The sequence below is a fragment of the Microbacterium sp. PF5 genome (genome assembly GCF_004794315.1).
In the GTDB taxonomy this organism is placed as follows: domain Bacteria; phylum Actinomycetota; class Actinomycetes; order Actinomycetales; family Microbacteriaceae; genus Microbacterium; species Microbacterium sufflavum.
Genome location: NZ_SSDQ01000124.1, coordinates 1 through 24,426, shown reverse-complemented (window position 1 = coordinate 24,426; position 24,426 = coordinate 1). Strand labels below are relative to the sequence as shown.

Annotated in this window: 20 protein-coding genes; 11 read left to right on the top strand and 9 right to left on the bottom strand. The window is 71.8% G+C overall.

Features of this window, described 5'->3' with window-relative positions:
• Window position 1 precedes the first annotated feature (1 nt).
• Complete coding sequence (locus tag DW297_RS10860; protein ID WP_136032259.1) at window positions 2–1,624, bottom strand: ABC transporter permease; 1,623 nt, start codon at window positions 1,622–1,624, stop codon at window positions 2–4.
• Window positions 1,624–2,610, bottom strand: coding sequence for an ABC transporter ATP-binding protein (locus DW297_RS10855; RefSeq protein WP_136032225.1), 987 nt, complete (start codon window positions 2,608–2,610; stop codon window positions 1,624–1,626). Before DW297_RS10855 ends, DW297_RS10860 begins: the two co-directional genes overlap by 1 nt.
• Before the next feature lie 90 nt (window positions 2,611–2,700).
• On the opposite strand from DW297_RS10855, the gene DW297_RS19105 reads away from it, so the two are divergent.
• From DW297_RS19105 to DW297_RS10815, 8 genes are all read left to right on the top strand, one after another.
• Complete coding sequence (locus DW297_RS19105) at window positions 2,701–3,900, top strand: class I SAM-dependent methyltransferase (protein ID WP_205828275.1); 1,200 nt, start codon at window positions 2,701–2,703, stop codon at window positions 3,898–3,900.
• Between the two features lie 330 nt (window positions 3,901–4,230).
• On the top strand, window positions 4,231–5,535 hold the full coding sequence (locus DW297_RS10845) for a quaternary amine ABC transporter ATP-binding protein (protein WP_136032223.1): 1,305 nt from the start codon (window positions 4,231–4,233) through the stop codon (window positions 5,533–5,535).
• Complete coding sequence (locus DW297_RS10840) at window positions 5,535–6,503, top strand: ABC transporter permease (protein WP_206252067.1); 969 nt, start codon at window positions 5,535–5,537, stop codon at window positions 6,501–6,503. Before DW297_RS10845 ends, DW297_RS10840 begins: the two co-directional genes overlap by 1 nt.
• 170 nt (window positions 6,504–6,673) lie before the next feature.
• Window positions 6,674–7,579, top strand: a complete 906-nt coding sequence (locus tag DW297_RS10835; RefSeq protein WP_136032221.1) for a glycine betaine ABC transporter substrate-binding protein — start codon at window positions 6,674–6,676, stop codon at window positions 7,577–7,579.
• 155 nt (window positions 7,580–7,734) lie between these two features.
• Window positions 7,735–8,514 (top strand): CPBP family intramembrane glutamic endopeptidase, encoded by a 780-nt coding sequence (locus tag DW297_RS10830; RefSeq protein WP_136032219.1) that lies wholly within the window; start codon window positions 7,735–7,737, stop codon window positions 8,512–8,514.
• A gap of 105 nt (window positions 8,515–8,619) precedes the next feature.
• On the top strand, window positions 8,620–9,597 hold the full coding sequence (bsh, locus tag DW297_RS10825) for a choloylglycine hydrolase (RefSeq protein ID WP_136032217.1): 978 nt from the start codon (window positions 8,620–8,622) through the stop codon (window positions 9,595–9,597).
• A gap of 121 nt (window positions 9,598–9,718) precedes the next feature.
• Window positions 9,719–11,194, top strand: a complete 1,476-nt coding sequence (locus DW297_RS10820; RefSeq protein ID WP_136032214.1) for a lipase maturation factor family protein — start codon at window positions 9,719–9,721, stop codon at window positions 11,192–11,194.
• A gap of 255 nt (window positions 11,195–11,449) precedes the next feature.
• Window positions 11,450–11,812, top strand: a complete 363-nt coding sequence (locus DW297_RS10815; RefSeq protein ID WP_136032212.1) for a hypothetical protein — start codon at window positions 11,450–11,452, stop codon at window positions 11,810–11,812.
• Between the two features lie 105 nt (window positions 11,813–11,917).
• Here DW297_RS10815 and DW297_RS10810 read toward each other — a convergent pair whose 3' ends face one another.
• From DW297_RS10810 to DW297_RS10785, 6 genes are all read right to left on the bottom strand, one after another.
• Window positions 11,918–12,685 carry an ABC transporter permease gene (locus DW297_RS10810; RefSeq protein ID WP_136032210.1) on the bottom strand — a complete coding sequence of 256 codons (768 nt, stop codon included), beginning with the start codon at window positions 12,683–12,685 and terminating at the stop codon, window positions 11,918–11,920.
• The gene (locus DW297_RS10805; protein ID WP_136032208.1) at window positions 12,682–13,449 is read right to left on the bottom strand and encodes an ABC transporter ATP-binding protein; all 768 of its coding nucleotides are present in this window, start codon (window positions 13,447–13,449) and stop codon (window positions 12,682–12,684) included. Before DW297_RS10805 ends, DW297_RS10810 begins: the two co-directional genes overlap by 4 nt.
• On the bottom strand, window positions 13,446–13,814 hold the full coding sequence (locus DW297_RS10800; protein ID WP_136032206.1) for a DUF1048 domain-containing protein: 369 nt from the start codon (window positions 13,812–13,814) through the stop codon (window positions 13,446–13,448). The genes DW297_RS10805 and DW297_RS10800 overlap by 4 nt, the downstream gene beginning before the upstream one ends.
• Before the next feature lies 1 nt (window position 13,815).
• A complete protein-coding gene (locus tag DW297_RS10795; protein ID WP_136032205.1) occupies window positions 13,816–14,166 on the bottom strand; it encodes a PadR family transcriptional regulator in 351 nt (116 codons plus the stop codon).
• Window positions 14,167–14,287: 121 nt separating this feature from the next.
• On the bottom strand, window positions 14,288–14,926 hold the full coding sequence (locus DW297_RS10790) for a LuxR C-terminal-related transcriptional regulator (RefSeq protein WP_136032203.1): 639 nt from the start codon (window positions 14,924–14,926) through the stop codon (window positions 14,288–14,290).
• On the bottom strand, window positions 14,914–16,146 hold the full coding sequence (locus DW297_RS10785) for a sensor histidine kinase (RefSeq protein WP_136032201.1): 1,233 nt from the start codon (window positions 16,144–16,146) through the stop codon (window positions 14,914–14,916). Before DW297_RS10785 ends, DW297_RS10790 begins: the two co-directional genes overlap by 13 nt.
• Window positions 16,147–16,254: 108 nt before the next feature.
• Between DW297_RS10785 and DW297_RS10780 the strand changes: the two genes are divergently transcribed.
• From DW297_RS10780 to DW297_RS10770, 3 genes are all read left to right on the top strand, one after another.
• On the top strand, window positions 16,255–17,022 hold the full coding sequence (locus tag DW297_RS10780) for an ABC transporter ATP-binding protein (RefSeq protein ID WP_136032199.1): 768 nt from the start codon (window positions 16,255–16,257) through the stop codon (window positions 17,020–17,022).
• A complete protein-coding gene (locus tag DW297_RS10775) occupies window positions 17,022–19,538 on the top strand; it encodes an FtsX-like permease family protein (RefSeq protein WP_136032196.1) in 2,517 nt (838 codons plus the stop codon). The genes DW297_RS10780 and DW297_RS10775 overlap by 1 nt, the downstream gene beginning before the upstream one ends.
• A 253-nt stretch (window positions 19,539–19,791) precedes the next feature.
• Window positions 19,792–24,096: an isopeptide-forming domain-containing fimbrial protein gene (locus tag DW297_RS10770; RefSeq protein WP_240744589.1), complete on the top strand. Its 4,305-nt coding sequence runs from the start codon at window positions 19,792–19,794 to the stop codon at window positions 24,094–24,096.
• A gap of 55 nt (window positions 24,097–24,151) precedes the next feature.
• Here DW297_RS10770 and DW297_RS10765 read toward each other — a convergent pair.
• Window positions 24,152–24,426, bottom strand: a 275-nt coding sequence (locus DW297_RS10765) for a response regulator transcription factor (protein WP_136032192.1), incomplete at its 5' end; no start/stop codon positions are given.

Below are 24,426 nucleotides of genomic sequence, written 5' to 3'. Positions count from 1 at the left end.
ACTACCCGCCCGTCGCGAGCTCGCGCCGACGCATGAGCGCCAGGGCGCCCGCCGTGGCCCCGGCGACCACGAGCACGAGCCACCACAGCCCGCGCACGTCGACGCCGTCGCCGTCGACCACCGGGGTCACCGCGAACGGGGAGAGGTTCGCGGTCCAGTCCGGCAGCCCGAACAGCGGGCCGAACATGCCGAGCAGCGCCGCGAGCAGGACCAGGATCCACGCCACGGGGATGGTTGCGCGCGGCAGCACCACGAACACGAGGGCCGTGAGCGCCACGAACACCACCGCCGCGACCGCCTGTCCCGCGCCCGCCACGGCCACGATGCGATACAGCTCGCTGTCGCCGTCGCGCGACCACACGCCGAGCCAGCCACCCAGCACGGCGGCGGCGACCACGATGAGCACCGCGCCCACGCCGACGATCACATGGTCGGCCAGCCACCGCACCCGTCCGGTGGGGGTCGAGAGCACGAGCTCGACCGTGCCCCGCGCCTCCTCCTGCCGCGCGCGCACCACGGTCTGCACCGCGCAGCAGGCCGCGAGGATGCCCAGCAGCGTGAAGAACACGGTCACCACGACCTCGTCGAGCCCGCCGGTCGCGCCGCCGATCTTCTCCAGGATGTCGGTCACGGCGGGATTCTCGCCCGCGATCTGGTCGACCACGCCGCCCAGGGTCGTGGCGAGCAGCCCGGTGAGCAGTCCGCCGACCGCCCACCCCACGACCGCGCCCGAGGTGAGTCGCCACACCAGCGCGTGCGGCGACGAGAGGGCGGGCCGCGCCGCGGAACGGCCGGGGCGTTCGGCCACGAAGCCCGCGTCCACATCGCGCAGGCCCTGCAGTGCCAGGGCCCCGGCGGCCAGGACGAGGCCGAGCGCCAGTCCCAGGACCGCGGGCCAGGCCGCATCGACGTCGTACGGACGCGTCTGCTCCGCCCAGCCGAACGGCGACAGCCACGCAGGCCAGGCGCTCGCGATCGCGGTCAGCTCGTCGTTCGGGGTCCCGGCGGCGTTGCCGATGCCCCGGAGCAGGAAGGCGGCCACGAGCACCCACACAGCCGCGGAGTTCGCGCCGCGCGACGTGCGCAGCAGCTGCGCCGCGAGCAGGGCGATCCCGAGGAAGGCGACGCCGCAGGAGGCGGCCGCGGCGCCGGAGAGCAGCGAACCGGCGACGGGCAGCCCGGTCGCGAGCAGGGCGACCGCGGTCAGCGCGCCCAGCACGACGTTGGCGAGGAGGCCGTGCACGATCGTCGCGACGGTGGGAAGGTGTCGTCCGGCGGGCGTCGCCCACACGAGCTCGGCGCGCCCCGACTCCTCGTCACCCCGGGTGTGCCGCACCGCGAGGAACGTGCTCATGAGGGCCGCCAGCATCGCCAGCCACGGCAGGATCTCGAAGGCGAGGAACGCGCCCTCCGAGGTGCCGGACGGCAGGCCGCGGAACATCAGGATCACCGGGTTCGCGAGCGCCGCGGCCAGGATGTTCTGCCGGTCGGCCAGGGTCGAGTACGACTGCGTGACGCCCGCATACCCCGCGAACGCCATGAGCGCCGTCCCGAGGATCCACAGCGGCACCTGCACCCGGTCGCGGCGGATGCGCTGGCGCAGCAGCACCCCGAAGCGGTCCATCACGCACGACCCTTCGCGTGGCGGGAGCGCCGGGTGGACGGCTCCCCGTCGGACCCGCCGTCCTCCGCCGCCTCGAGCGTCGCGAGGTCGTCGCCGTAGTGCCGCAGGAACAGCTCCTCGAGCGAGGGCGGAGCCACGCGGAGGTCGGAGATCCCGAGCGTGGCGAGGGCGGGCAGCACCGCGGCGGTGCGGTCGCTGTCGACGGTGAGGCGGAAGCGGTCGTCGTGCACCGTGGCGTCGTGCACCTCGGGGATCGCGGCGACGCGGTCGAGCGGGACACCCGGGGCCGTGAACGACACGTCGCTGCGGGTGAGGTGCCGCAGGTCGGCGAGCGTGCCGGTCTCGACGATGCGCCCGGCGCGGATGATCGACACGCGGTCGCACAGCTGCTCGACCTCGCTCATGATGTGGCTCGACAGCAGCACGGTCGCGCCGTTCTCGTGGGCCCGCGCGACCTCGCGCTGGAAGATCACCGCCATGAGGGGGTCGAGCCCGCTGGTCGGCTCGTCGAGGATGAGCAGGTCGGCCGGCACGGCGAAGGCCGCGATCAGCGCCACCTTCTGGCGGTTGCCCTTCGAGTACGCGCGGCCCTTCTTCCGCGGGTCGAACTGGAAGGCCTCCAGCAGCCGGGCCTTCTCGCGCCGGTAGGCGGCGTCGTGCGTGCGGGCTCCGCGCAGCCGGGCGAGCAGGTCGATGGCCTCGCCCCCGGAGAGGTTGGGCCACAGGCTCACGTCGCCCGGAACGGAGGCGATTCGCCGGTGCAGCTCGACGGCCCGACGCCACGGGTCCTCGCCGAACACGGTCACCGCGCCCCCGGTGCGGCGGGCGAGGCCCAGGAGGATGCGGATCGTGGTGGACTTGCCGGCGCCGTTCGGCCCGAGGAATCCGTGCACCTGACCGGACTCGACGCTCAGGTCGAGACCGTCGAGGGCGTGCACGTGCCCGTAGTGCTTGGTGAGGCTCTGGGTGGCGATCACGGTGCTCATGCGCGGGAGCGTACGCCCGCTTCACGAACTTGTGAATCCGGTGAAGCGGACGCATGCGGAATCCTTACGGCGCCCGCGTACAGTGGGCTGGTGCCGGAGTTCCCCTACGCCCGCCTGCGCCGCTGGCCCGACGTCGAGGCCGAGAACCTCCAGGCGCACGACGCCACCGATCTGCTGCTCGCGTCGCGGGCGCTCGACAGCGGGATCACCGGTGCCGAGACCGCCGTGATCGGGGACGAGTACGGCGCGATCACCCTGCCGCTCGTGGCGTCCGGGCTCCGGGGGATCCGGGTGCACCAGGACCTCGCGACCGGGCGCCGCGCGCTCGCCCGCAACGCGGCGGAGCTGGGACTCGAGGGCTTCACGACGCACGAGCTCGACGAGACGCTGCTGCGCGGGGCACGGCTCGTGCTGCTGCAGCTACCCAAGGCGCTCGCGGAACTGGAGCAGATCGCGGATGCGGTCGCCCGCTGGGCCGCGCCCGACGCGGTGCTCGTGGCCGGGGGTCGCGTCAAGCACATGACCCTGGCGCAGAACGAGGTGCTGCGGCGGAGCTTCGGGGACGTGCAGCCGCAGCGGGCCGAACGCAAGTCGCGGCTGCTCGTGGCGTCGCAGCCCCTGGCCGTCCCCGCGCAGCCGCCCTTCCCCGTGCGGGCCGAGCACGACGGCCTCGCCCTGGTCGCGCACGGCGGCGCGTTCGCCGGACCCCGCCTCGACATCGGCACGCGCGTGCTGCTCGAGGCGCTCGCGCTCGACGGTTCACAACGCCGGAGAACCGCTCGCCCCGGGGCTGCATCCCCGCCGGAGCTGCCGGAGAACGAGGGTTTCTCCGGAGTCGTGAACGCCGAGGATCCGCGCCGGGTGCTCGATCTCGGCTGCGGCACGGGCGCGCTCGCGGTGTCCTGGGCCCTCGCGCACCCCGGGGACGCGGTGACCGCGACCGATCGCTCGGCCGCGGCCGTGGCCTCGACCCGGGCGACCGCGGCCGCGAACGGCGTCGCCGACCGCGTCACCGTGACCCACGACGACGCCGGATCCGACCTGCCCGACGGGGCGTTCGACGTGGTGCTGCTGAACCCGCCGTTCCACCTCGGCAGCAGCGTGCACACGGGGGCCGCGACCCGGCTGTTCGAGGCCGCCGCGCGACTGCTCCGGCCGGGCGGCGAGCTGTTCACGGTGTACAACTCCGGCCTCGCGTACCGCCCCGAGCTGACGCGGCTGATCGGGCGGACGGAGCAGCTCCGACGCACCCCGAAGTTCACCGTGACGCGCAGTGTGCGACGCCCGTGAACCCCCGTCGCCGAGATTGCTAGACGCTCGTACTATCCCCCGGTCAGCACCGGAAACCCGGGCACGTTCCCGGCCCAGGATTTGTCCCTGACCGGCCATTTCGTTACGTTGGTCTGTGGGCCTGACGGCCCGAAGACCAGTCCGCGACCACGTCCTTCTTTCGATGAGCTGTGCTGCGAAGAGGCGTGGGCGTACGGTCGGTCCTCTCTGCGGCGGATCCGAAATCCACCGCCCGCGCCGCCACAGCGATGATGTCGAACGGCCTCGTGAGGATCACCCGGACGTGACCGAAGCAGGCTCAGCCACCCGAGGCCGAGCCGCAGGGGAAACGTGTCCGACATCGCACTCGAAGCGCGCCATCTGTACAAGGTGTTCGGGAGGAATCCGAACGCCGCCGTCCGCCGACTGAAGGCGGGTGAGAGCCGCGCGGCCGTCGCCGACGCGGGCACCGCCGCCGTCATCGACGCCAGCTTCACCGTGAACCGCGGTGAGATCTTCGTCATCATGGGCCTGTCCGGATCGGGCAAGTCCACCATCATCCGCATGCTCAACGGCCTGCACGACATCACCGACGGCACCGTCACGGTCGGCGGCGACACCATCACGGGCATCCCCGCGGGTCGTCTGCGTGAGATCCGCCGCGACCGCATCTCGATGGTCTTCCAGCACTTCGCCCTGCTGCCGCACCGCACGGTGGCCGCGAACGTGGCCTACCCGCTCGAGCTCAAGGGCGTCGCGGCGGCCGAGCGGCAGGCGAAGGCCGAGGAGATCCTCGCGCTCGTGGGCCTCGAGGGCCAGGGCGACAAGCTGCCGTCCGAGCTCTCCGGCGGCATGCAGCAGCGCGTCGGCATCGCCCGCGCGCTCGCCGCCGACAGCGACATCCTGCTGATGGACGAGGCGTTCAGCGCGCTCGACCCGCTGATCCGCCGCGAGATGCAGGAGCAGCTGCTGGAGCTCCAGCAGAAGCTGCACAAGACCATCGTCTTCATCACGCACGACCTCAACGAGGCCATGTTCCTCGGCGACCGGATCGCCGTGATGCGCGACGGGCGCATCGTGCAGATCGGCACGCCGGAGGACATCCTGATGGACCCCGCGAACGACTACGTCGAGCAGTTCGTGCAGGACGTGGACCGTGCCCGCGTGCTCACCGCCGCGAACGTCATGGAGCGCCCGCGCCCCGTGGTCGCCGAGACCGCCGGCCCGCGCACGGCCCTGCGCCAGATGCGCGACGCCTACATGTCGGCCACCTACGTGGTGGGCAAGGACCGCCAGCTGCTCGGTGTGGTCACCGACCGCGATGCGGTGAAGCTCGTGCGGCAGGGGGTGACGCGACTCGACTCCGTGATCAAGCCCGTGCTGCAGAGCGTGCGCGAGGACGACGTGCTCATGAACCTGTTCGTGCCCGCGGTGGAGTCGCCGCTGCCCCTGGCCGTGACCGACGCCGACGGGCGACTGGCGGGCGTGATCCCCCGCGTGACCCTGCTCGCCGCCCTCGGCCCCGGCCCCGGCTCGACCGAGGAGATCCTGCTGCCGATGACGCCCATGCCGCAAGCCGAGATCGACGCGGTGCTCGACGACGGGTGGACGGCCGAGCCGCTGCCCACGACACCCGAGACGGAGGAGGTGCGCTGATGGACGGATTCCGCATCCCCCTGGGCGACTGGGTCGCCGCCGGAGTCGACTGGATCACCGCGAACCTCGACGGTCTGCTCGACGTGGTGTCGTTCGTGGTGAGCTTCCTCGTGGACGGCCTCACCCGGCTGCTGCTCACCCCGCACTTCGCCGTGATCATCGTGATCGCCGCCCTGCTCGCCTGGGTCGTGCGGTCGTGGAAGCTCGCGATCGGCACGGCCGTGTCGTTCCTGCTGATCGTGGCGATGGACCTGTGGGTGCCCGCGATGCAGACCCTCGCCCTGGTGCTCGTCGCGGCGATCGTGGCGGTGCTGATCGCGGTGCCGCTGGGCATCTGGTCGGCGCGCAACGCCACGGTCCGGGCGGCCCTGAAGCCGGTGCTCGACTTCATGCAGACCATGCCCGCGTTCGTGTACCTGATCCCCGCGATCGTGTTCTTCGGCATCGGCGTGGTGCCGGGACTCGTGGCGACCGTGATCTTCGCGCTGCCTCCCGGCGTGCGCCTGACCGAGCTGGGCATCCGCGGCGTCGACTCCGAGACCGTGGAGGCCGGGCATGCGTTCGGCGCCACCCCCGGCCAGATCCTCCGCGGCATCCAGCTGCCCCTGGCGATGCCGACCATCATGGCCGGCGTCAACCAGGTGATCATGCTCGCGCTGTCGATGGCCGTGATCGCCGGTATGGCGGGAGCGGACGGCCTCGGGAAGATGGTGGTCGAGGCGATCTCGACGATCAACATCCCGAAGGGCGTCGAGGCCGGTCTGGGCGTCGTGCTGATCGCGGTCTTCCTCGACCGGGTCACCGCCGCGCTGGGGGCCCCGGGCGAGAACCGCTCGTCGCTGTGGGGCCTGTGGAAGCGCCGCCGGTCGGGCGCGGGACCGGGCGCTGCGCCCGCCGCCGCCGCGACCTCCACCGCCGCGACCCCCGCGTCGTCCGACGCTGTCGAGCCCGAGCTCACTCGCGCCTGACCCCACCCCGACGTCCCGCCCCGCCCCCGCCCACGCGCGGGTGCGGGGTGGGAGAGGAGCCCGAGAGGGCGGGTTCCGGCCCGTTCTCCATCCCGCACGCCGCCCACCCGCTGTCCCGCGGCTCGTCCGCACTCCTGAAATCACATACGGAACGCAAGAGAGAGAAGCACATGAAGAAGAAGATCCTGACCCTCACCGCCCTGGGCGCCGCAGCAGCGCTCACCCTCGCCGGATGCAGCGGCGACGGAGCCGGTGGCACCAGCGCGGGCGGCGGCGACGCCGACGACAAGGGCACCATCACGCTCGGCTTCCTGCCCTCCTGGACCGACGGCCTCAGCACCGCGTACCTCCTGCAGGACCAGCTGGAGAAGATCGGTTACACGGTCGAGATGAAGACGCTCACCGAGGCGGGTCCCCTCTACACGGGTCTCGCGCAGGGCGATGTCGACATGTACCCGTCGGCCTGGCCCGAGCTCACGCACGCCGAGTACATGAAGAAGTACGGCGACGACATCGAAGACCTCGGCGCGTACTACGACAACGCCAAGCTCACCCTGGCGGTGCCGGAGTACTCCGATCTCACCTCGATCGAAGACCTGGCGGGCAAGGGGGCGCACTTCGACGGCAAGATCTACGGCATCGAGCCGGGCGCCGGCCTCACCGCGCAGACGCAGAAGATGATGCCCGAGTACGGGCTCGACGGCGAGTACGAGCTGGTGACCTCGTCGACCGCGGCGATGCTGACCGAGCTGAAGACCGCGACCGAAAAGCAGGAAGACATCGTCGTCACGCTGTGGCGTCCGTTCTGGGCCAACGACGCCTTCCCCGTGAAGGACCTCGAAGACCCGAAGGGCGCGATGGGCGAGGCCGAGGGCCTGCACTTCCTCGGCACCAAGGGCTTCGCCGAGGAGTTCCCGGAGGCGGCCGAGCTGATCGAGAAGATCAAGCTCGACGACGAGCAGTACGGTGCGCTCGAAGACCTCGTGGTCAACGAGTACGGCGAGGGCAAGGAAGCCGACGCGGTCGACGCGTGGCTGGAGAAGTACGGCGACCAGTTCGACTGGACCGTCAGCTGAGCTGACCCGTCTCTGCACGAAGGGAGGGCTCCCGTCCGGGGGCCCTCCCTTCGACGTCTCCCCCGGGCGGGGCTTGCCTTCGCGATTGCGGTGGCGGGTCGGCGTGCGCTTCACTGAACCCGAACCCCACCCGGCACGCGACACCCGAGGACGAGATGGCCACCGAGAGCACCACACCCCTCCGCGTCCGGCCGCGGATCTGGATCGGCCTCGTCATCTACCTGGCGTACGTCGCGGTCGTCTTCACCGTGCAGCAGGCGACCGGCATTCCCTACACGTCCCTCGGCGACAGCGGACGCGACCTCTTCCTGGGCGCCGGCCTGTCCCTCATCGTCGGAGCGGTGCTCCTGGCGATCACGACGAGCCTGCTCGGGTGGTGGCGTCCCGCCCTGTTCGAGCGGACGCGCGCCGCGCATCGCTGGCCGATCATCGCCCCGGTGCTGATGGCGGTGGCCCTGGGCGTGAACCTCGCCTCCACCGACTGGGCCTCCTACGACGGCGCCTTCTTCGCCGCGTCGATCGTCCTGCTGCTGGTCGGCTTCACCGAGGAGCTGACCACGCGCGGACTGCTGCTCGTCGGGCTGCGCAGCCGCCTGTCCGAGGTGTGGGTGTGGCTGCTGACCTCCGCGCTATTCGGACTCATGCACCTCATCAACGCGCTCAGCGGGCAGCCCCTCGCCCCCACGCTGCAGCAGGTGTTCCTCGCCTTCGGCGCCGGCACCATCTTCTACGTCCTGCGCCGCGTGACCGGCAGCCTGATCTGGGCCATGGTGCTGCACGGGTTCTGGGACTTCTCGACGTTCGCGGTCGGGCACGGCGCCGCAGGACCGCTGGCCGGGCTGGGCCCTGTGCTGGAGATCGTCGCGGTGGTGGTGGCGCTGGTGGGCGTCGCGTTCGTGATCCGCGACGCCGACGAGCGCACCGCGACACCGTAGAGCACTCGTCCGCCGCGGGTGGCACCCCCCTTACGCTCCGCGGGGGAAGGTGCGACCATGACCGTTCGCGGACCCGGCCGGGCCCCGGCAACGGGAGAGGGAACCATGTGCACAGGACTGAGCTTCACCACCGCCGACCACTACTTCGGGCGCAACCTCGATCTGGAGTTCTCGTACCACGAGACCGTCACCGTGACACCACGGAACTTCCCCTTCGAGTTCCGACGGATCCCGCCCCTGTCGACCCACCACGCGATCATCGGCATCGCGACCGTCTCCGACGGCTACCCGCTGTACTACGACGGCACGAACGAGAAGGGCCTGAGCATGGCCGGACTCAACTTCCCCGACAACGCCTTCTACCCCGCGGAGGGAGCGGGCGGCACGGAGATCACCCCGTTCGAGTTCATCCCCTGGGTGCTCGGGCAGTTCGAGACCGTCGCCCAGGTGAAGGACGCGCTGCGATCCGTGAGCCTCGTCGACATCTCCTTCAGCGCGGAGTTCCCGCTGTCGCCGCTGCACTGGATCATCGCCGACCGGACCGCCTCGATCGTGGTGGAGAGCGTGCGTGACGGACTGAAGGTGTACGACAACCCGTGGGGCGTGCTCACGAACAACCCCACGTTCGACATCCAGAGCTTCCGCCTGAACGACTACCGGCACCTCACGCGCCGCCAGCCCGACAACACGTTCGCGCCGGATCAGTCGCTCGACCTGTACAGCCGCGGCATGGGCGGGATCGGGCTCCCCGGCGACCTGTCGTCGTCGTCGCGCTTCATCAAGGCGGTGTTCACCCGCATGAACTCGGTCTGCGGCACCACCGAGTCGGAGTCGCTGAGCCAGTTCTTCCAGATCCTCGGCTCCGTCGCCCAGCAGCGCGGGTGCGTGCAGGTGGGCGACGAGGAGAAGTACGAGATCACGATCTACTCGTCCTGCTGCAACACCGACCGGGGCGTCTACTACTACACGACGTACGAGAACAGTCAGATCACCGGGGTCGACATGCACCGTGAAGACCTCGACGGCACCGCGCTCGCCGTGCACCCGCTCGTCGAGGGGCAGCAGATCGCGATGCAGAACTGACGCGCCTCGGGCCCGTCGTCTCGATGCGCTCGCTCAGCGGCCGCCTGAGCGAGGAGCGCAGCCCTCGAACGACGGACGCAACCCCCTGACCGGCGTGCGGCGGCCGGCGTAGCCTGTGGCCGTGGACGGGTTCGCGGCGGTCGACTTCGGGTTCGCCCGCGAGGTCCTGCAGCGGGGCATCGCGGCGCTGTACGTGGTCGCGTTCGTCTCCACGCTCAACCAGTTCCGCGCCCTGCTCGGCGAGCACGGACTGCTGCCCGCCCCGGCCCTGCTCGACTGGGTCGCGCAGAAGAGCGAGCGACGGAAGCTGCTGCACCCCACGCTGTTCACGCGCTGGCGCTACACCGACCGGCGGCTCGTGGCGCTGTCGTGGGCCGGGATCGCGGTGGGCGTGCTGCTGGTCGCGGGGGTGCCGCAGCTCGGGCCGCCGTGGCTGCCGATGGTGTGCTTCCTCGCGCTGTGGTTCGGGTACATGTCGGTCGTGAGCATCGGGCAGACGTTCTACTCCTTCGGGTGGGAGATGCTGCTGCTCGAGGCCGGGTTCCTGGCGGCGTTCCTGGGGTCGAACGACCAGCCGCCGCCGGTCGTGGTGATCGTGCTGTTCTGGTGGCTGCTGTTCCGCCTGGAGTTCGGTGCCGGGATGATCAAGATCCGCGGCGGGCGCGAGTGGCGCGACCTCACCGCCATGACGTTCCACCACGAGACGCAGCCGATGCCGGGCCCGCTCAGCCGCCAGGCGCACCTGCTGCCGCGGTGGTTCCACAGGCTGGAGGTCATCGGCAACCACGTCGCGCAATTGGTCGTGCCGTTCTTCCTGTTCGCTCCCGTCCTGTCGCTGTGGGTACCGGGGCCGGTGCCGCAGATCGTCGGCGCGGTCGCCGGCGGTGTCGTGATCGCGACCCAGATGTGGCTCGTGCTCACCGGCAACTTCGCGTGGCTGAACGCGGCGACGATCGTGCTCGGCTTCTCGGCGATCGGGCTGCCGGGGGTGGGCGCGGCCGAGCGGCCACCCGAGACGGCGCTGCCCTGGACCGTGTCGGGGATGCCGCTGTGGTGGGTCGTGGTGACCTCGGCCGTCGGCGTGCTGTTCGTGGTGCTGAGCGTGCCGGCCCTGCGGAACCTGTTCGCGCGGCGGCAGCTGATGAACGCGAGTTTCCACCGGTGGCAGCTCGCCAACGCCTACGGCGCCTTCGGCACGGTGACGCGGGAACGCATCGAGATCGTGGTGGAGGGGTCGGACGACGAGGAGGGGGTGCACTGGCGTGAGTACGGGTTCCGCGGCAAGCCCGGAGACGTGCGGCGCGTGCCGCGGCAGTTCGCCCCGTACCACCTGCGGCTGGACTGGCTGATGTGGTTCCTGCCGCTCGGGCACTCGCTGGACGACTGGTTCACGGTGTTCCTGCTGCGACTGCTCGAGGCCGACGGCCCGACCCTGCGCATGCTGCGCGTCGACCCGTTCCACGGTGAACGGCCGCGATGGGTGCGAGCGGTGTCGTACCGGTACCGTTTCGCGACCCGCGCGGAGCATCGCGCCGACGGGGCCGTGTGGGTGCGCAGCGGTCGCCGTGTGATCCTCGGTCCGCTCGGCCTGCGCTGAGGACGGCGCGTTCCGGGGGCGTGAAGGAGACCTCCCTCCCTGAACGAGCGTCGGCGCGCTCGGCTCCTTCCGGGCGCGAGATCCTGCAGACCGCGCGGCCGGAGTCGGGCGATTCAGATGTCCTCGCCGACGGGCTGGTCGCGAAGCCGCCAGATGCCAGGGGGGGGCGCCGATTGACAGCCGGATCCATAGCTCCTATAAGAGCTACATGTCCGATCCGCGAGCGTTCGTCCAACACATGATGACGGACTTCTCGTGACCGAGCCCCGCAGTCAGGCGCGGTTCCCGCGCGTCCCACGGCGACGGTACGTCGCTGCGGGACTCTGGGCGGCGGCTCAGATGGTGGTTGCCGGCGGCGGCGTGCTTCTCGTCTTTCTCACTGCGATGCGAGGGGACGGGTGCGCGTTCTCATGCAGAGACGATGTCGCCAACGTCGTGATCGACGGCATGAAGGCGGCTCTCCTCGTGATCACGCTCATCGAGGTGGCCATGCTCGTCATCGCACTCATCAACAGGGCCTCGCCGCATGTGATCGGTGGTGTGGCGATCGGTCTGAGTCTTGCCGTGATCACTGTCGCGTCCGTGCTCATGGTCTCCGCGTACCCGGTTTCCCCATGATGTGAAGGAGATCTCTGCCTGCCATACCGTGCGGCCGAGCGCAGCGAAACGCCCCGGCCGGGGTGCGAGACCCCGGACGGAGCGTTCCGTTCCGCTTGGCGACGATCAGCTGACCTTCTTCCGGTAGGAGATGATCGCGAACACGTAGGCGACCACGAGGATGCCGACGCACCAGGCGAGGGCGATCCAGATGTCATCGCCGACCGGCTGCTCGGCGAACAGCGCCTGGATGGTGTTGACGATCGAGGTGACCGGCTGGTTGTCGGCGAACCACTGCACGGGCGCGGGCATGGTGTCGGTCGGCACGAACGCGGAGCTGATGAACGGCAGGAAGATCAGCGGATACGAGAACGCGCTCGCCCCGTCGACCGTCTTGGCGTTCAGCCCGGCGATGATCGCCAGCCACGTCAGCGCGAGGGTGAACAGCATCAGGATGCCGATCACTCCGAGCCAGGCCCACACGCTCGCCCCGGTGCGGAAGCCCATCAGGAAGCCGACGCCGAAGATGATCGCGAGGGTGATCGCGTTCGCCGTGAGCGACGTCAGCACGTGGGCCCACAGCACGCTCGATCGGGCGATCGGCATGGAGTGGAACCGCTCGAAGATGCCGCTCTGCATGTCGGTGAACAGCCGGAACGCGGTGTAGGCGATGCCCGACGCGATCGCGATGAGCAGGATGCCCGGCAGCAGGTAGTTCACGTAGTTGTCGGTGCCGGTGCTCTGCTGGAGCGCGCCGCCGAAGACGTACACGAACAGGAGCATCAGCGCGATCGGGGTGACCGCGGTGGTGATGATCGTGTCGGGACTGCGGAAGATGTGCCGCATGGAGCGGCCGGTGAGGGTCGCCGTGTCGGCGGCGAAGTGCGTGCTCATGCTGCGTCCTTTCGTGAGGGTCCGATCAGGGTGAGGAAGATCTCCTCGAGGGTGGGCTGCTTCTCGACGTACTCGACCTGCGCGGGCGGGAGCAGCTGCTTCAGCCCGGCGAGGGTGTCGTTCGCGATGATGCGGCCCTCGTGCAGGATCGCGATCCGGTCGGCCAGCTGCTCCGCCTCGTCGAGGTACTGCGTAGTGAGCAGCACCGTGGTGCCGCCGTGCGCCAGCTGCTTCACGACGTCCCACACCTCGATGCGCGCCTCGGGGTCGAGGCCCGTGGTCGGCTCGTCGAGGTAGATCACCTCGGGGTCGCCGACCAGGCTCATCGCGATGTCGAGCCGCCGCCGCATGCCGCCCGAGTAGGTGCCGACCTTGCGGCCACCGGCGTCCGTCAGGCGGAAGGTGGCCAGCAGGCGGTCGGCGACCCCGCCCGGGTCGGACAGGTGCCGCAGCTTCGCGACCAGCACGAGGTTCTCGCGCCCGGTGAGGATCTCGTCGACCGCGGCGAACTGCCCGGTGAGGCTGATCTTCTCGCGGACGCCGAGGGGGTTCGCGGCGACGTCGACGCCCTGCACGGTCGCCGTGCCGGCGTCGGCCTTCAGCAGCGTGGAGAGGATCCGCACCATCGTGGTCTTGCCGGCACCGTTCGACCCGAGGAGGGCGAAGATCGATCCCCGCTCCACCTCGAAGTCGACGCCGCGCAGCACGTGCAGGTCTTTGTAGGACTTCTCGATGCCTCGCACCGAGAGGGCGGTGTTCGTCATGACTGCTCCTTCTTCTTCGCGTCCTCGACGGCCTTGGTCAGCCGGGCGCGCTCCTTGTCGACCCACTGGGTGCCCCCGTAGGCCTCGGCGTAGGTCTCGGCGAACTCGACCGGGTCGGCGCCGATGATGTCGTCGATCGGGGTGCCGTCGATCGCGGCGCGCTCCCACAGGTCGGCGAGGTCGAGGAAGATCTGCACGAGCGTGTCGCCGTCGGTGATCCCCCCGTAGTACATCGTGTAGCGGTGCTGGGCGTTGGCGACCGTGCGGTACGGCTCGGGCAGAGCCTCGATCCGCGCCTTCGCCTGCTTGTACTGCTTCTTCTGCTCGAGCGATCCGGTGAGCGCTTCGATCCACTTGGCGGCCATGTCAGTTCTCCTCGCTGGGGGTGTTCGTGTGAGTGGTGTTCAGTCGTTCGATGTGTGTCGTGAGGAAGTTCCAGGTGGTCCAGAACTCCTCCAGCTCCTGCCGGCCCGCGGCGTTCAGGGTGTACACCTTGCGGGGCGGGCCCTTCTCGCTCGGCACCTTCTCGACGTCGACGAGCTTCTTCTGCTCGATGCGCACCAGCAGGGCGTAGACGGTGCCCTCGGCGGTGTCGGTGAAGCCGTGGTCGCGCAGGCGCGTGGTGATCTCGTAGCCGTAGGCCGGCTGCTCGGCGAGGAGGGCCAGCACGATGCCCTCCAGGGTGCCCTTGAGCATCTCGGTCATCTGCTTGCCCATGTGGTCCCCCTCTCCTTCTCGGTTCAGTACTCAGTGTTGCTGGGTACCGGTACAAAGTAACACTGAGTACCGGTACTTAGCAACACCGAATACCGAACTTCTTCGGAGAGGTGCGACGGGGTCAGCTGCGCAGGTAGGCGAGCACGGCGAGGACGCGGCGATGCCCGCTGTCGCTCGACGAGAGGCCGAGCTTGGCGAAGATGTTGCCGATGTGCTTGCTCACGGCGGTCTCCGTGACGAACAGCCGCTCGGCGATCGTGGTGTTGTCCAGCCCCTCGGCCATGAGGCCCAGCACCTCGCGCTCGCGCGGGGTGAGGGTCTGCACGGGGTCGTCGGCGCGACGGCGGCTGAGCAGCTGCGAGATCACCTCGGGGTCCATCACGGTGCCCCCGGCGGCCACGCGGCGCAGCGCGTCGACGAACGCCGCGACCTTGCCCACCCGCTCCTTCAGCAGGTAGCCCAGACCGTCGGCTCCCGCGGCGAGCAGTTCCCCCGCGTAGCGATCCTCCACGTAGGCGGACAGCACCAGCACCGGGAAGCCGGGACGACGGGCCCGCGCCTCGGCGGCCGCCTTCAAGCCCTCGCTCGTGAAGGTCGGCGGCATCCGCACATCGAGCACCGCCGCATCGGCATCGTCGAGCAGCGCGAGGAAGCCCTCGGCGTCGGGCACGGCACCGATCACGTCGAAGCCCTCGCTGCGCAGCAGCAGTGCCAGCCCCTCCCGCAGCAGGGTGTCGTCCTCCGCGATCACGATCCGCACGGCAGCTCCGTCCTCAGCACGGTCGGCCCGCCGGCCGGGCTCGTCACGTCGAGCGTGCCCTCGAAGGCCTCGATCCGGCGACGAATCCCGGCGAGACCCCCACCCGGCCGCTCGACCGCCCCGCCGACGCCGTCGTCCTCCACCGCGATCAACAGCAGCTCGCCCTCCCGCTCGACCCGCACCGTGGCGCGCGTCGCCGTGGCGTACTTGTTCACGTTGGTCAGCGCCTCCGCCACGACGAAGTAGCTCGCCGACTCCACCGCCGCCGGCACCCGGCCCACCCCGGCGGTCTCCAGCGCGCACGGCACCACGCTGCGCCCGGCGAGCGACGCGAGCGCGCCCTCCAGGCCCAGCTCGTCGAGGATCGGCGGATAGATGTCGTGCACCGTGCGCCGCAGACCGGCGAGGGCGTCGGCCGCGGCATCCTGCGCCCGCCGCAGCGGTTCTCCGACGTCGCCGCCCGTCTCCTGCGCACGCTCCGCGATCCCCAGCATCATCACCACGTTCACCAGCCGGTTCTGCGCCCCGTCGTGCAGGTCGCGCTCGATGCGGCGCAGCTCGGCCGCGTGCGCGTCCAGCGCCGCCGCCCGGCTCAGCGTCAGCGCGTCCACCCGGGCCGCCAGCCGCGACCGCGCGGGCGTCGCCAGCAGCTTCGCCGACACGAACGCCACCAGGCGGGCGACCGCCGGCACCAGGAACGCCGCGGCGATCGCGTAGCCGAGGGCCACCAGCGGCATCGTCCACGCGAGCTCCCACGACGTGACCGGATACGGTGAGCCCACCGGGTCGTCGGCCGGCGCGAACTGCCAGTACCACGTGACGGCGAGCGTGTTCACGGCCGAGACGGGAAGCGCGAGCGTGAGCAGCGACAGCCACATGACGGGGAACGCGTGCACCGTGAGCCACAGGGCGTCGCGGGCCGTGGCGCGCGAGAAGGCGAAGCGCAGCCGCTCATCGATCGTCGAGCCGCGGGGCAGCGTGCGCGCGAGCGGCGGAAGCTCCTCACCCCGCCGCCGCCCGATGCGCCGCCGGTTCACGTCGCTCCACCGGTGCAGCACCTGCACGGCCTGCGGCATCAGCAGCACGCCGCCCGTGATGAGCATGAGCGGCAACAGCACCAGGATCACGCAGAACAGCCCGAGGGAGACGACCGACGCCCCGAGCTCGACCCCCAGATACCCGGCGTCGCGCAGCCACCGGCGCCCCCATCCGTCCTTCACCCTGCCAGTCTGCCGGAGCAGAGTGCGCGGCACGGTATAGCCAGCTCCACCATCGATCGGGGACCGGGCGGGATGGGGCCGCCCGCTCGGTGTTCCTAGCGTCGAAGCATGACCACCACACCCCCTGCGCCGCACGTCGAGGCGGCACCCACCGAGGCCCTCCGCCTCTCCGGACTCGTCAAGACGTACGGCTCCGGCGCCGCGCGCGTCACCGCTCTCCGCGGCGTGAACCTGGCCATCGCGAAGGGCTCCTTCACGGCGATCATGGGGCCGTCCGGCTCGGGCAAGAGCACGCTGCTGCACAGTGCAGCGGGGCTCGATCGTCCGACCAGCGGCACCGTCCACCTCGGCGGCACCGAGATCTCCGCCCTGAAGGCGCGCCAGCTCACGACGTTCCGCCGCGATCACGTCGGCTTCGTGTTCCAGGCGTACAACCTGCTGCCCGCGCTGACCGTGGAGGACAACATCACCCTCCCGCTGCGGCTGGGCGGACGCGCCATCGACCACCGGTGGCTCGAGACACTGCTCGACGCGGTGGGGCTCGCGGACCGACGCCACCGTCGCCCCGCCGAGCTCTCCGGCGGCCAGCAGCAGCGGGTGGCCATCGCCCGCGCGCTCATCACCCGCCCGCACGTGGTGTTCGGCGACGAGCCGACCGGCGCGCTCGACTCGCGCACGGGTGCCCAGGTGCTCGACCTGCTCGCCCACACCGCGCGGGAACTGCACCAGACCGTGGTCGTCGTCACGCACGACCCCGTCGTCGCCTCGCACGCGGACCGGGTGGTCTTCCTCGCCGACGGCGCGTTCGCGGGACACCTCGACGGCGCCACCGCGCAGGAGATCACCGCCCGCATGAGCACGCTCGGGGAGTGGTGATGGCCGCCGCGTCGCTCGGCCTCGGACGGCTCGTCCGCGCCGACCTGCGCCACCACCGGCGCAGCCTCGCCGGAGTGTTCGTGGCGATCTTCGTCGCGAGCGCCCTGGTCACCGGGCTCGGCGTGCTCGTGGAGTCGGGCATCCGCGGCGGCCTCGCCCCGCAGCGCTACACGGCAGCCGAGGTCGTGGTGGGCGCCGTGCAGCAGGTCGACGTGCCGGAGGACCTGCCCGTGGCACTGCGCGAGCGCGCGCCGCTGCCCGCCGACGCCGCCCGCGAGATCTCGGAGCTGCCCGGGGTCGAGGCCGTGGTCGCCGACGTGACCGTACCCCTCGCGGCCCCGGGAGCCCCGGACCCGACGGCGGTCGTGGAGGCGCACCCCTGGGCGGCGACGGCGCTCACGGGCTTCACGCTCACCGACGGCCGCGAGCCCGCCGAGGCCGAGGAGGTCGTGGTCACCGCGGACTCCGGGCACGCGGTGGGCGACACCCTCTCCCTCGCGCACGGCGGCGTGCCGGCGGACTACCGCGTCGTGGGCGTGGTGACCGCGCCCGTGCCGCCCGAGCGCGGGGCGGCCGTGTTCCTCACGGGCGACCGCATCGCCGAGCTCGACCCGCACGGCGGTGCCCCGCAGGTGCTCGGCGTGTTCGTGGAGGGCGAGGACGCGGAGGCCGTGGCGACCGCCATCGGCGAGACCCTGCCCGGGGTGGTCGCCCGCACCGGCGACGCCCGCGGCGACGTGGAGTTCCTCGACTCCGGCGCCGCCCGCACGATGCTCGTCGCGATCGGCAGCGCCTTCGTCGGCACGTGCATCCTCGTGGCGCTGTTCATCGTGGCGGGCACGCTGTCGCTGTCGGTGCAGGCGCGACGGCGGGAGTACGCGCTGCTCCGGGCGGTGGGCGCGACACCGCAGCAGGTGCACGCGCTGATCGCCCGCGAGGTGCTCGCGGTGGCCGCGGTCGCCGCGGTGCTCGGCCTGGCTCCGGGCTACCTGCTCTCGACGGTGCTGCAGACCGCGTTCGTGGCCGGAGGGGTGATCCCGGGCGACTTCGCGCTCGCCGTGAGCCCGATCCCCGCGGCCGGTGCTCTGCTGCTGGTGCTCGGCGCGGCGTGGGGCGCGGCCCGGATCGCGGCGCGGCGCCCCGCGCGCCTGGACCCCATCGAGGCGCTGCGCGAGTCGTCGACCGGGCCGGGACCCATCGGCCTGCCGCGCATCATCGCCGGGATCGTGTTCGCCGCCGCCGGGGTCTCGGTCTCGACCGTGCCGCTGGTGGTACGCGGGGATGCGGCCGTCGGCGCCTCGGCGGGTGCCGCCCTGATGCTGATCGTCGCGCTGGGGCTGCTCGGCCCGTGGCTGGTCGCGGTCTGCGTGCGGCTGGTCGGCCCGCTGCTGCGTCGTCTCTCGGCGGCGGGCTTCCTCGCCGCCGCCAACACGGCGGCGGGCAGTCGACGGCTGGCGGCCGCGATCCTCCCCATCGCGCTCGGCATCGGGCTGGGACTGGTGCAGATCGGCGGACCCGCGATCGTCGCGGACGAGGCGGCGCAGCAGGCCCGCGACGGCGTCACCGCGGAACTGCGGGTGTCCGCGCCCGCGGGACTCTCGCCCGCGACGGTCGAGGCGCTGCGGGAGGCACCGGGGGTGACCGGGGCCTCGGGCGTGGCGCTCAGCGCGGCCGTGATCGACTCGCGCGACATCGAGGGCCAGCTCGAGCGCACCGAGTACGTGCTGCAGGGCGTCGACCCCGCGACCGTGGACGGGCTGCTCGACCTGCAGGTGCAGGAGGGGTCGCTGGCGGCACTCGACGGCGGCCGTGCCATCGCCGTGAGCGTCGACACCGCACACACCCTCGGGGTCGGCCTGGGCGACACGGTCACCGGGACGATGGGCGACGGCACGGCGCTGGACGCCACCGTGGTCGCGGTCTACGAGCGGGGCCTCGGCTTCGGCGCCCTCACCATGGACGCCGCGCACGTGCGCGCCCACACCTCCGCGGGGCTCGACGCGTTCGCCCTCGTGTCCGTGGAGGGCGACGCCGCACAGACGGCCGATGCGCTCGCGGCGGGCGGGCTGCTCGTCGCACCCGCGTCCGGGCAGAAGGCCACCGGGGCGGATGCGGTCTCGCAGCAGGGCTGGGTGAACCTCGTCGCGCTGCTGGTGATCCTCGGGTACATCGCGATCGCCGTGGTGAACACCCTCGTGATGGCGACCGGTGAGCGCTCGCGCGAGCTGGCGCTGCTGCAGCTGGTCGGGGCGACCCGCGGCCAGGTGCGCGCCACCATGCGGGTCGAGGCGATCCTCGTCGCCGCGATCTCGATGGTGTTCGGCGTGCTCGTGGCGGTCCCGCCGCTGATGGGGATGAGCTACGGCATCTCCGGACAGCCGGTCCCCGCGATGCCGGTCCTCGGCTCGCTCGCGATCATCGGCGGCATGGGGGCGCTGGCGCTGGTCGCCCTCCGCGTCGCGACGGGCGCGGCGCTGCGGCGTCGGCCGATCGAGGAGATCGGTTCGCGCGAGTAGTGCGGCCTGACGGGGGCGTCCGCGCGGCGGGCGTCCCCGTCCGCATCGGGCGAGGGGGATCCGCCCGCCGGGTGGGGTGAAAAGGCGGGGTGAATTCTCCCGGTCCGGCCGGGACGGAGCTGCGCACCCGGGCAGTCTGGCGGAGGCCCGGACCGAGTACGCCATACCCGATGGTGCTCGGCGGTCGCCTGAGGGGGCGGGGCTTCCGTGTGCGCGCACGCGCCGCGGACAGCGATGGATGGGGAGTGAAGTCGTGGGATTCCGTGATGCCCGTGAGCAGCGGCCGAGCCGCTGGAGCCGGACCAGGAAGCTGATCGGCGGTGTGGTGAGCACCGCGCTCGTCGCCTCGTCGATGATCGTGGTGGGCGGCACGCTCACCGCGGCGCCGGCCGCAGCAGCCGAGCCGTTCCTCTGCACGCCGGGAGCGGTGTACGTGCAGAGCACCTCCGAGGTGCGCGAGTTCGCGGTGAACGAGCAGGGCGGCGCCCCCGGCGACGGCGGCACGCTCAGCAGCATCAACCTCGGCGCGAACCACTCCAACAACGCGCTCGGTCTCTCGTCCAACGGACGCTACGCGTACACCGTCACGAACGCCGCCGGCAGCAAGATGCTCGCGAAGCACGACCGCGTGACCGACACCACCACGCGCACCTCGTTCTCGCTCAACTCCTCGGTCCTGCGCGGCGCCGTGCACCCCGTCACCGGCGTGTACTACTTCGCCAGCGGCACGATCAACGGCGCCATCAACCTGTACGCGTGGAACGAGAACGTCACCCCGCAGACCTACGTGCAGGTCGGCACGCTGCGCCCGACCACCGGCAGCAGCGCGTTCGGCGCCAACGGCGACATGGCCTTCAGCGCCTCCGGTCAGCTCGTGCTCGTGGCCGACAACTACATCTACTCGTCCGACCTGCCGAGCACGCTGCAGCCGAGCACCGCCACGATCGACGCCAAGCAGGTGCACGACATGGGCGCGGGCGTGCAGGGCAACGGCATCGCGTTCGGCAACCTCGGGCACATCTTCGTGTCGGTGTCCGGCGGCGGCAACCGCATCATCGAGGTGGACCTGCCCCGTGGGGCGACCGTGAACACCACGTCGCTGGGGAACTTCGGGCCCACCGACATGGCCAGCTGCACGTTCCCCAACACCCTCACGCTCAAGAAGGACCTCCCGAACGGGCGCCAGGCCGACACCGACCAGTTCGCGCTGCGCGTGCAGTCGCCCACCGGCTACCAGGTGCCGCAGACCGATGCCACGACGCGTGGCGCGCAGCCCGGCCTGCAGCCCGACTACGCGGGTCCGGTGTTCACCAACCAGGGCGACACCTTCCAGCTCTCCGAGTCGCCCGCCGGCACGACCGACCCGACCCGCTACGACGCGTCCCTGGTCTGCGTGCAGGTCAACCCCGACGGCTCGACGACCCCGGTCGCGGTGACCGCCGACGGCCAGGTCACCCAGCCATCCGGCCCGCTCGGCACCGACGTCACCTGCACGTACACGAACCTGCGCCTCGCACCCGGCCTGGCCCTGCGCAAGACCTCGGATCCCGCGAACGGCACCGCCGTGACCGCGGGGCAGCGCGTCACCTACACGGTCGAGGCGGAGAACACCGGCAACACGCGCCTCGACCCGGTCACCGTGAGCGACGACCTGTCCGGCGTGCGCGCCTTCGCGACCTACCAGGGCGACGTGGCGACCGCGATCGACGGCGACCCGGTGACCTCGGGCGCCGCGACCGTCACGGGCGACGAGCTCGCCTGGAGCGGTGCGCTCGAGCCCGGACAGGTGCTGACCGTGACCTACTCGGTGATCGTCGACGAGGGCGCGGAGGGCGAGCGCATCGCCAACAGCGTCACCGCGTCGGGCACGCCCCCCGGCGGCTTCGACCCGATCGTCCCCCCGGCCGTCACGACCGAGCACCCCGTCGCCGGCTTCGAGCTCGTCAAGACCTCGTCGCCCGCCTCGGGCAGCACGGTCGAGCCCGGCCAGACCATCCAGTACACCGTGACCGGCACCAACACCGGCGCGACTCCGCTCGACCCCGCCTCGCTCACGGACGACCTCTCCGGCGTGCTCGCCCACGCCGCGTACAACGACGACCTCACGACCGCGATCGACGGCACGACCCTCACCACGGGCGGCGCGACCCTCACCGGCAGCACCCTCGCCTGGACCGGGGCCCTCCAGGCCGGGCAGACCGTGACCGTGACCTACTCCGTGACCGTGGGAGAGGACGCCTCGGGCGAGATCCTCCGCAACACCGTCGCGGGCTCCGGCACCCCGATCACGCCCGACCCCGGCGACCCGACCGGGCCGCTGGTGCCCGGTGAGCCGATCGTCCCGCCGTCCTCCACCACGGAGCACCCCGTGCTCGGCTCCGGCTTCACGATCTCGAAGACGGCCGACCCCGCGTCGGGCACCCGCGTCGACCCGGGTAGCGTGATCACGTACACCGTCACGGGCACCAACACGGGCGACACCGTGCTCGACCCGGCGACGATCACGGACGACCTGCGCGACGTGCTGGCCCACGCGAGCTCGAACGACGATGCGACCGCGACCCGCGGCGACGTCCGCGTGGCCGACGGAACGCTGAACTGGAGCGGCCGACTGCTCCCGGGGCAGGACGTGGTGATCACCTACTCGGTCACGGTCGACGCCACCGCGGGCGGCGAGCTCATCGCCAACACCGCCACCGGCGCCGCGACCCCGCTCATCCCCACGGATCCGAGCGACCCCGACAGCCCGACCACGCCTGGCACGCCGATCACGCCGCCGCCCGCCACCACGGAGCACCCGGTGAACGAGCCCGGCTTCACGTTCGCGAAGACGGTCGACCCCGCCACGGGCACCGCCGTCGACCCCGGCACCGTGCTGACCTACACGCTGACCGCCGCGAACACCGGCGAGACCGTGCTCGACCCGGTCGCGATCACGGACGACCTGTCCGGCGTGCTGCCCTCGGCGGCGTACAACGGCGACGCTGTCGCGACCATCGGCGGCGCGTCCGCGGGTGCCGTGACCGTCGACGGCGCGACACTCGCCTGGAGCGGCACGCTCGCGATCGGGGAGACCGTGACCGTCACCTACTCCGTGACTGTGACCGCAGAAGGCGTCGGCACCGTGATCGAGAACGCGGCGACCGCGTCGGCCACGCCGCCCGGCGGCTCCGTCATCACGCCGCCTCCCGGCACCACGACCACGCCGGTGAACCGTCCGGGCTTCTCGCTGTCGAAGAGCGCGGACCCGGCGACGGGCACCGCGGTCGACCCCGGCGCGGTCATCACCTACACGGTGACCGGCGTGAACACGGGTGAGACGGCGCTCGACCCCGTCGCGATCACGGACGACCTGTCCGACGTGCTCGCCCACGCCGCGTTCACCGGCGATGCGACCGCCACGATCGACGGCGTCCCGGCCACGGCTCCCACCGTGGCGGGCGACCGGTTGTCGTGGAGCGGTGCACTGCCGGTGGGTGCGACCGTCACCCTCACGTACTCCGTGACCGTGGCGGCCGACGCGGGCGGCACCGTGCTGGCGAACCGGGCCTCCGGCTCCGCGACTCCGCCCGGGGGCGTGCCGCCGATCGAGACGCCGCCCGCCACGACCGGGCACCCGGTCAACGCGCCCGGCTTCGAGCTGCGCAAGACCGCCGACCCCGCGGACGGCACCCGCGTCGACCCGGGCAGCGTCATCACGTACACCGTGACCGGCGTGAACACGGGTGAGACGGCTCTGGCGCCCGTGAGCATCGACGACGACCTGTCGGGCGTGCTCGCGCACGCCGACTACAACGGCGACGCGACGGCCACCGTGGTCGACGGCGTCGCGCCCGCCCCGGTCGTGGCCGGCGACGAGCTGACATGGACGGGCGACCTCGCGGTCGGCCAGCGCGTCACCATCACCTACTCGGTGACCGTGCACGCAGACGCGGGCGGTGCGACCATCGCCAACACGGTCGAGGGCACGGCGACGCCTCCGGGCGGCGCGGTGATCACGCCCCCGCCGACGACCACGGAGAACCCGGTCGGCACCCCCGGCTTCACGTTCGCGAAGACCTCGGACCCCGGTTCGGGCACGGCCGTGGCGACGGGAAGCGTCGTGACCTACACGCTCACCGGCACCAACACCGGCGAGACCGGGCTGGACGAGGTGGTCGTGCGGGACGACCTGGCCGGAGTGCTGCGGCACGCCGACCTGCGCGGCACGGCGACGGCCACGGTGGGTGACCGCGAGGTGGCCGCCCCCGTGATCGACGGGACGGCGCTGCGCTGGACGGGCAGTCTCGCGGAGGGGGAGAGCGTCGTGATCACCTACGCCGTGACCGTGCACGCCGACGCGGCTGGCGCCTCGCTGCGGAACGTGGCCGTCGCCTCGGCCACGCCGCCCGGAGGGGAGACGATCACCCCGCCCGCCGGCACGACCGAGAACCGGGTGCTGACGCCCCTCGCCGTCACCGGCGGACAGCTGGCGCCCTGGGTCCTGATGCTTGCGATCGCCCTGCTGCTCGCTGGAGCCGCGCTGCTGATCGTGCGCCGTCGCCGCATGCAGGCCTGACAACCCCCCGCCGGCTCCCGGCCGCCGCCCCACGCGCGGCCGGGAGCCCTCGGGATCAGTCGGGGAGCAGTCCGTGCCGGGCGGCCTGCTCCAGCGCCTCGGTGCGATTGGCCGCGTCGAGCTTGCGGTAGATGCTGCGCAGCTGCGTCTTGAGGGTGTTCGGCGACACGCTCAGCTCGGCGGCGATGTCCGGCAGCGCCGCCCCCGAGGTGAGGGCGTGCAGCACGACCTGCTCGCGGGACGACAGTCGCGGCCGCGTCGCGAACGACGGCAGCGCGGAACGCGTGGGCAGGGGCGCGCCGCCGAGGGGGGCCAGGTCGGCGCGCACGG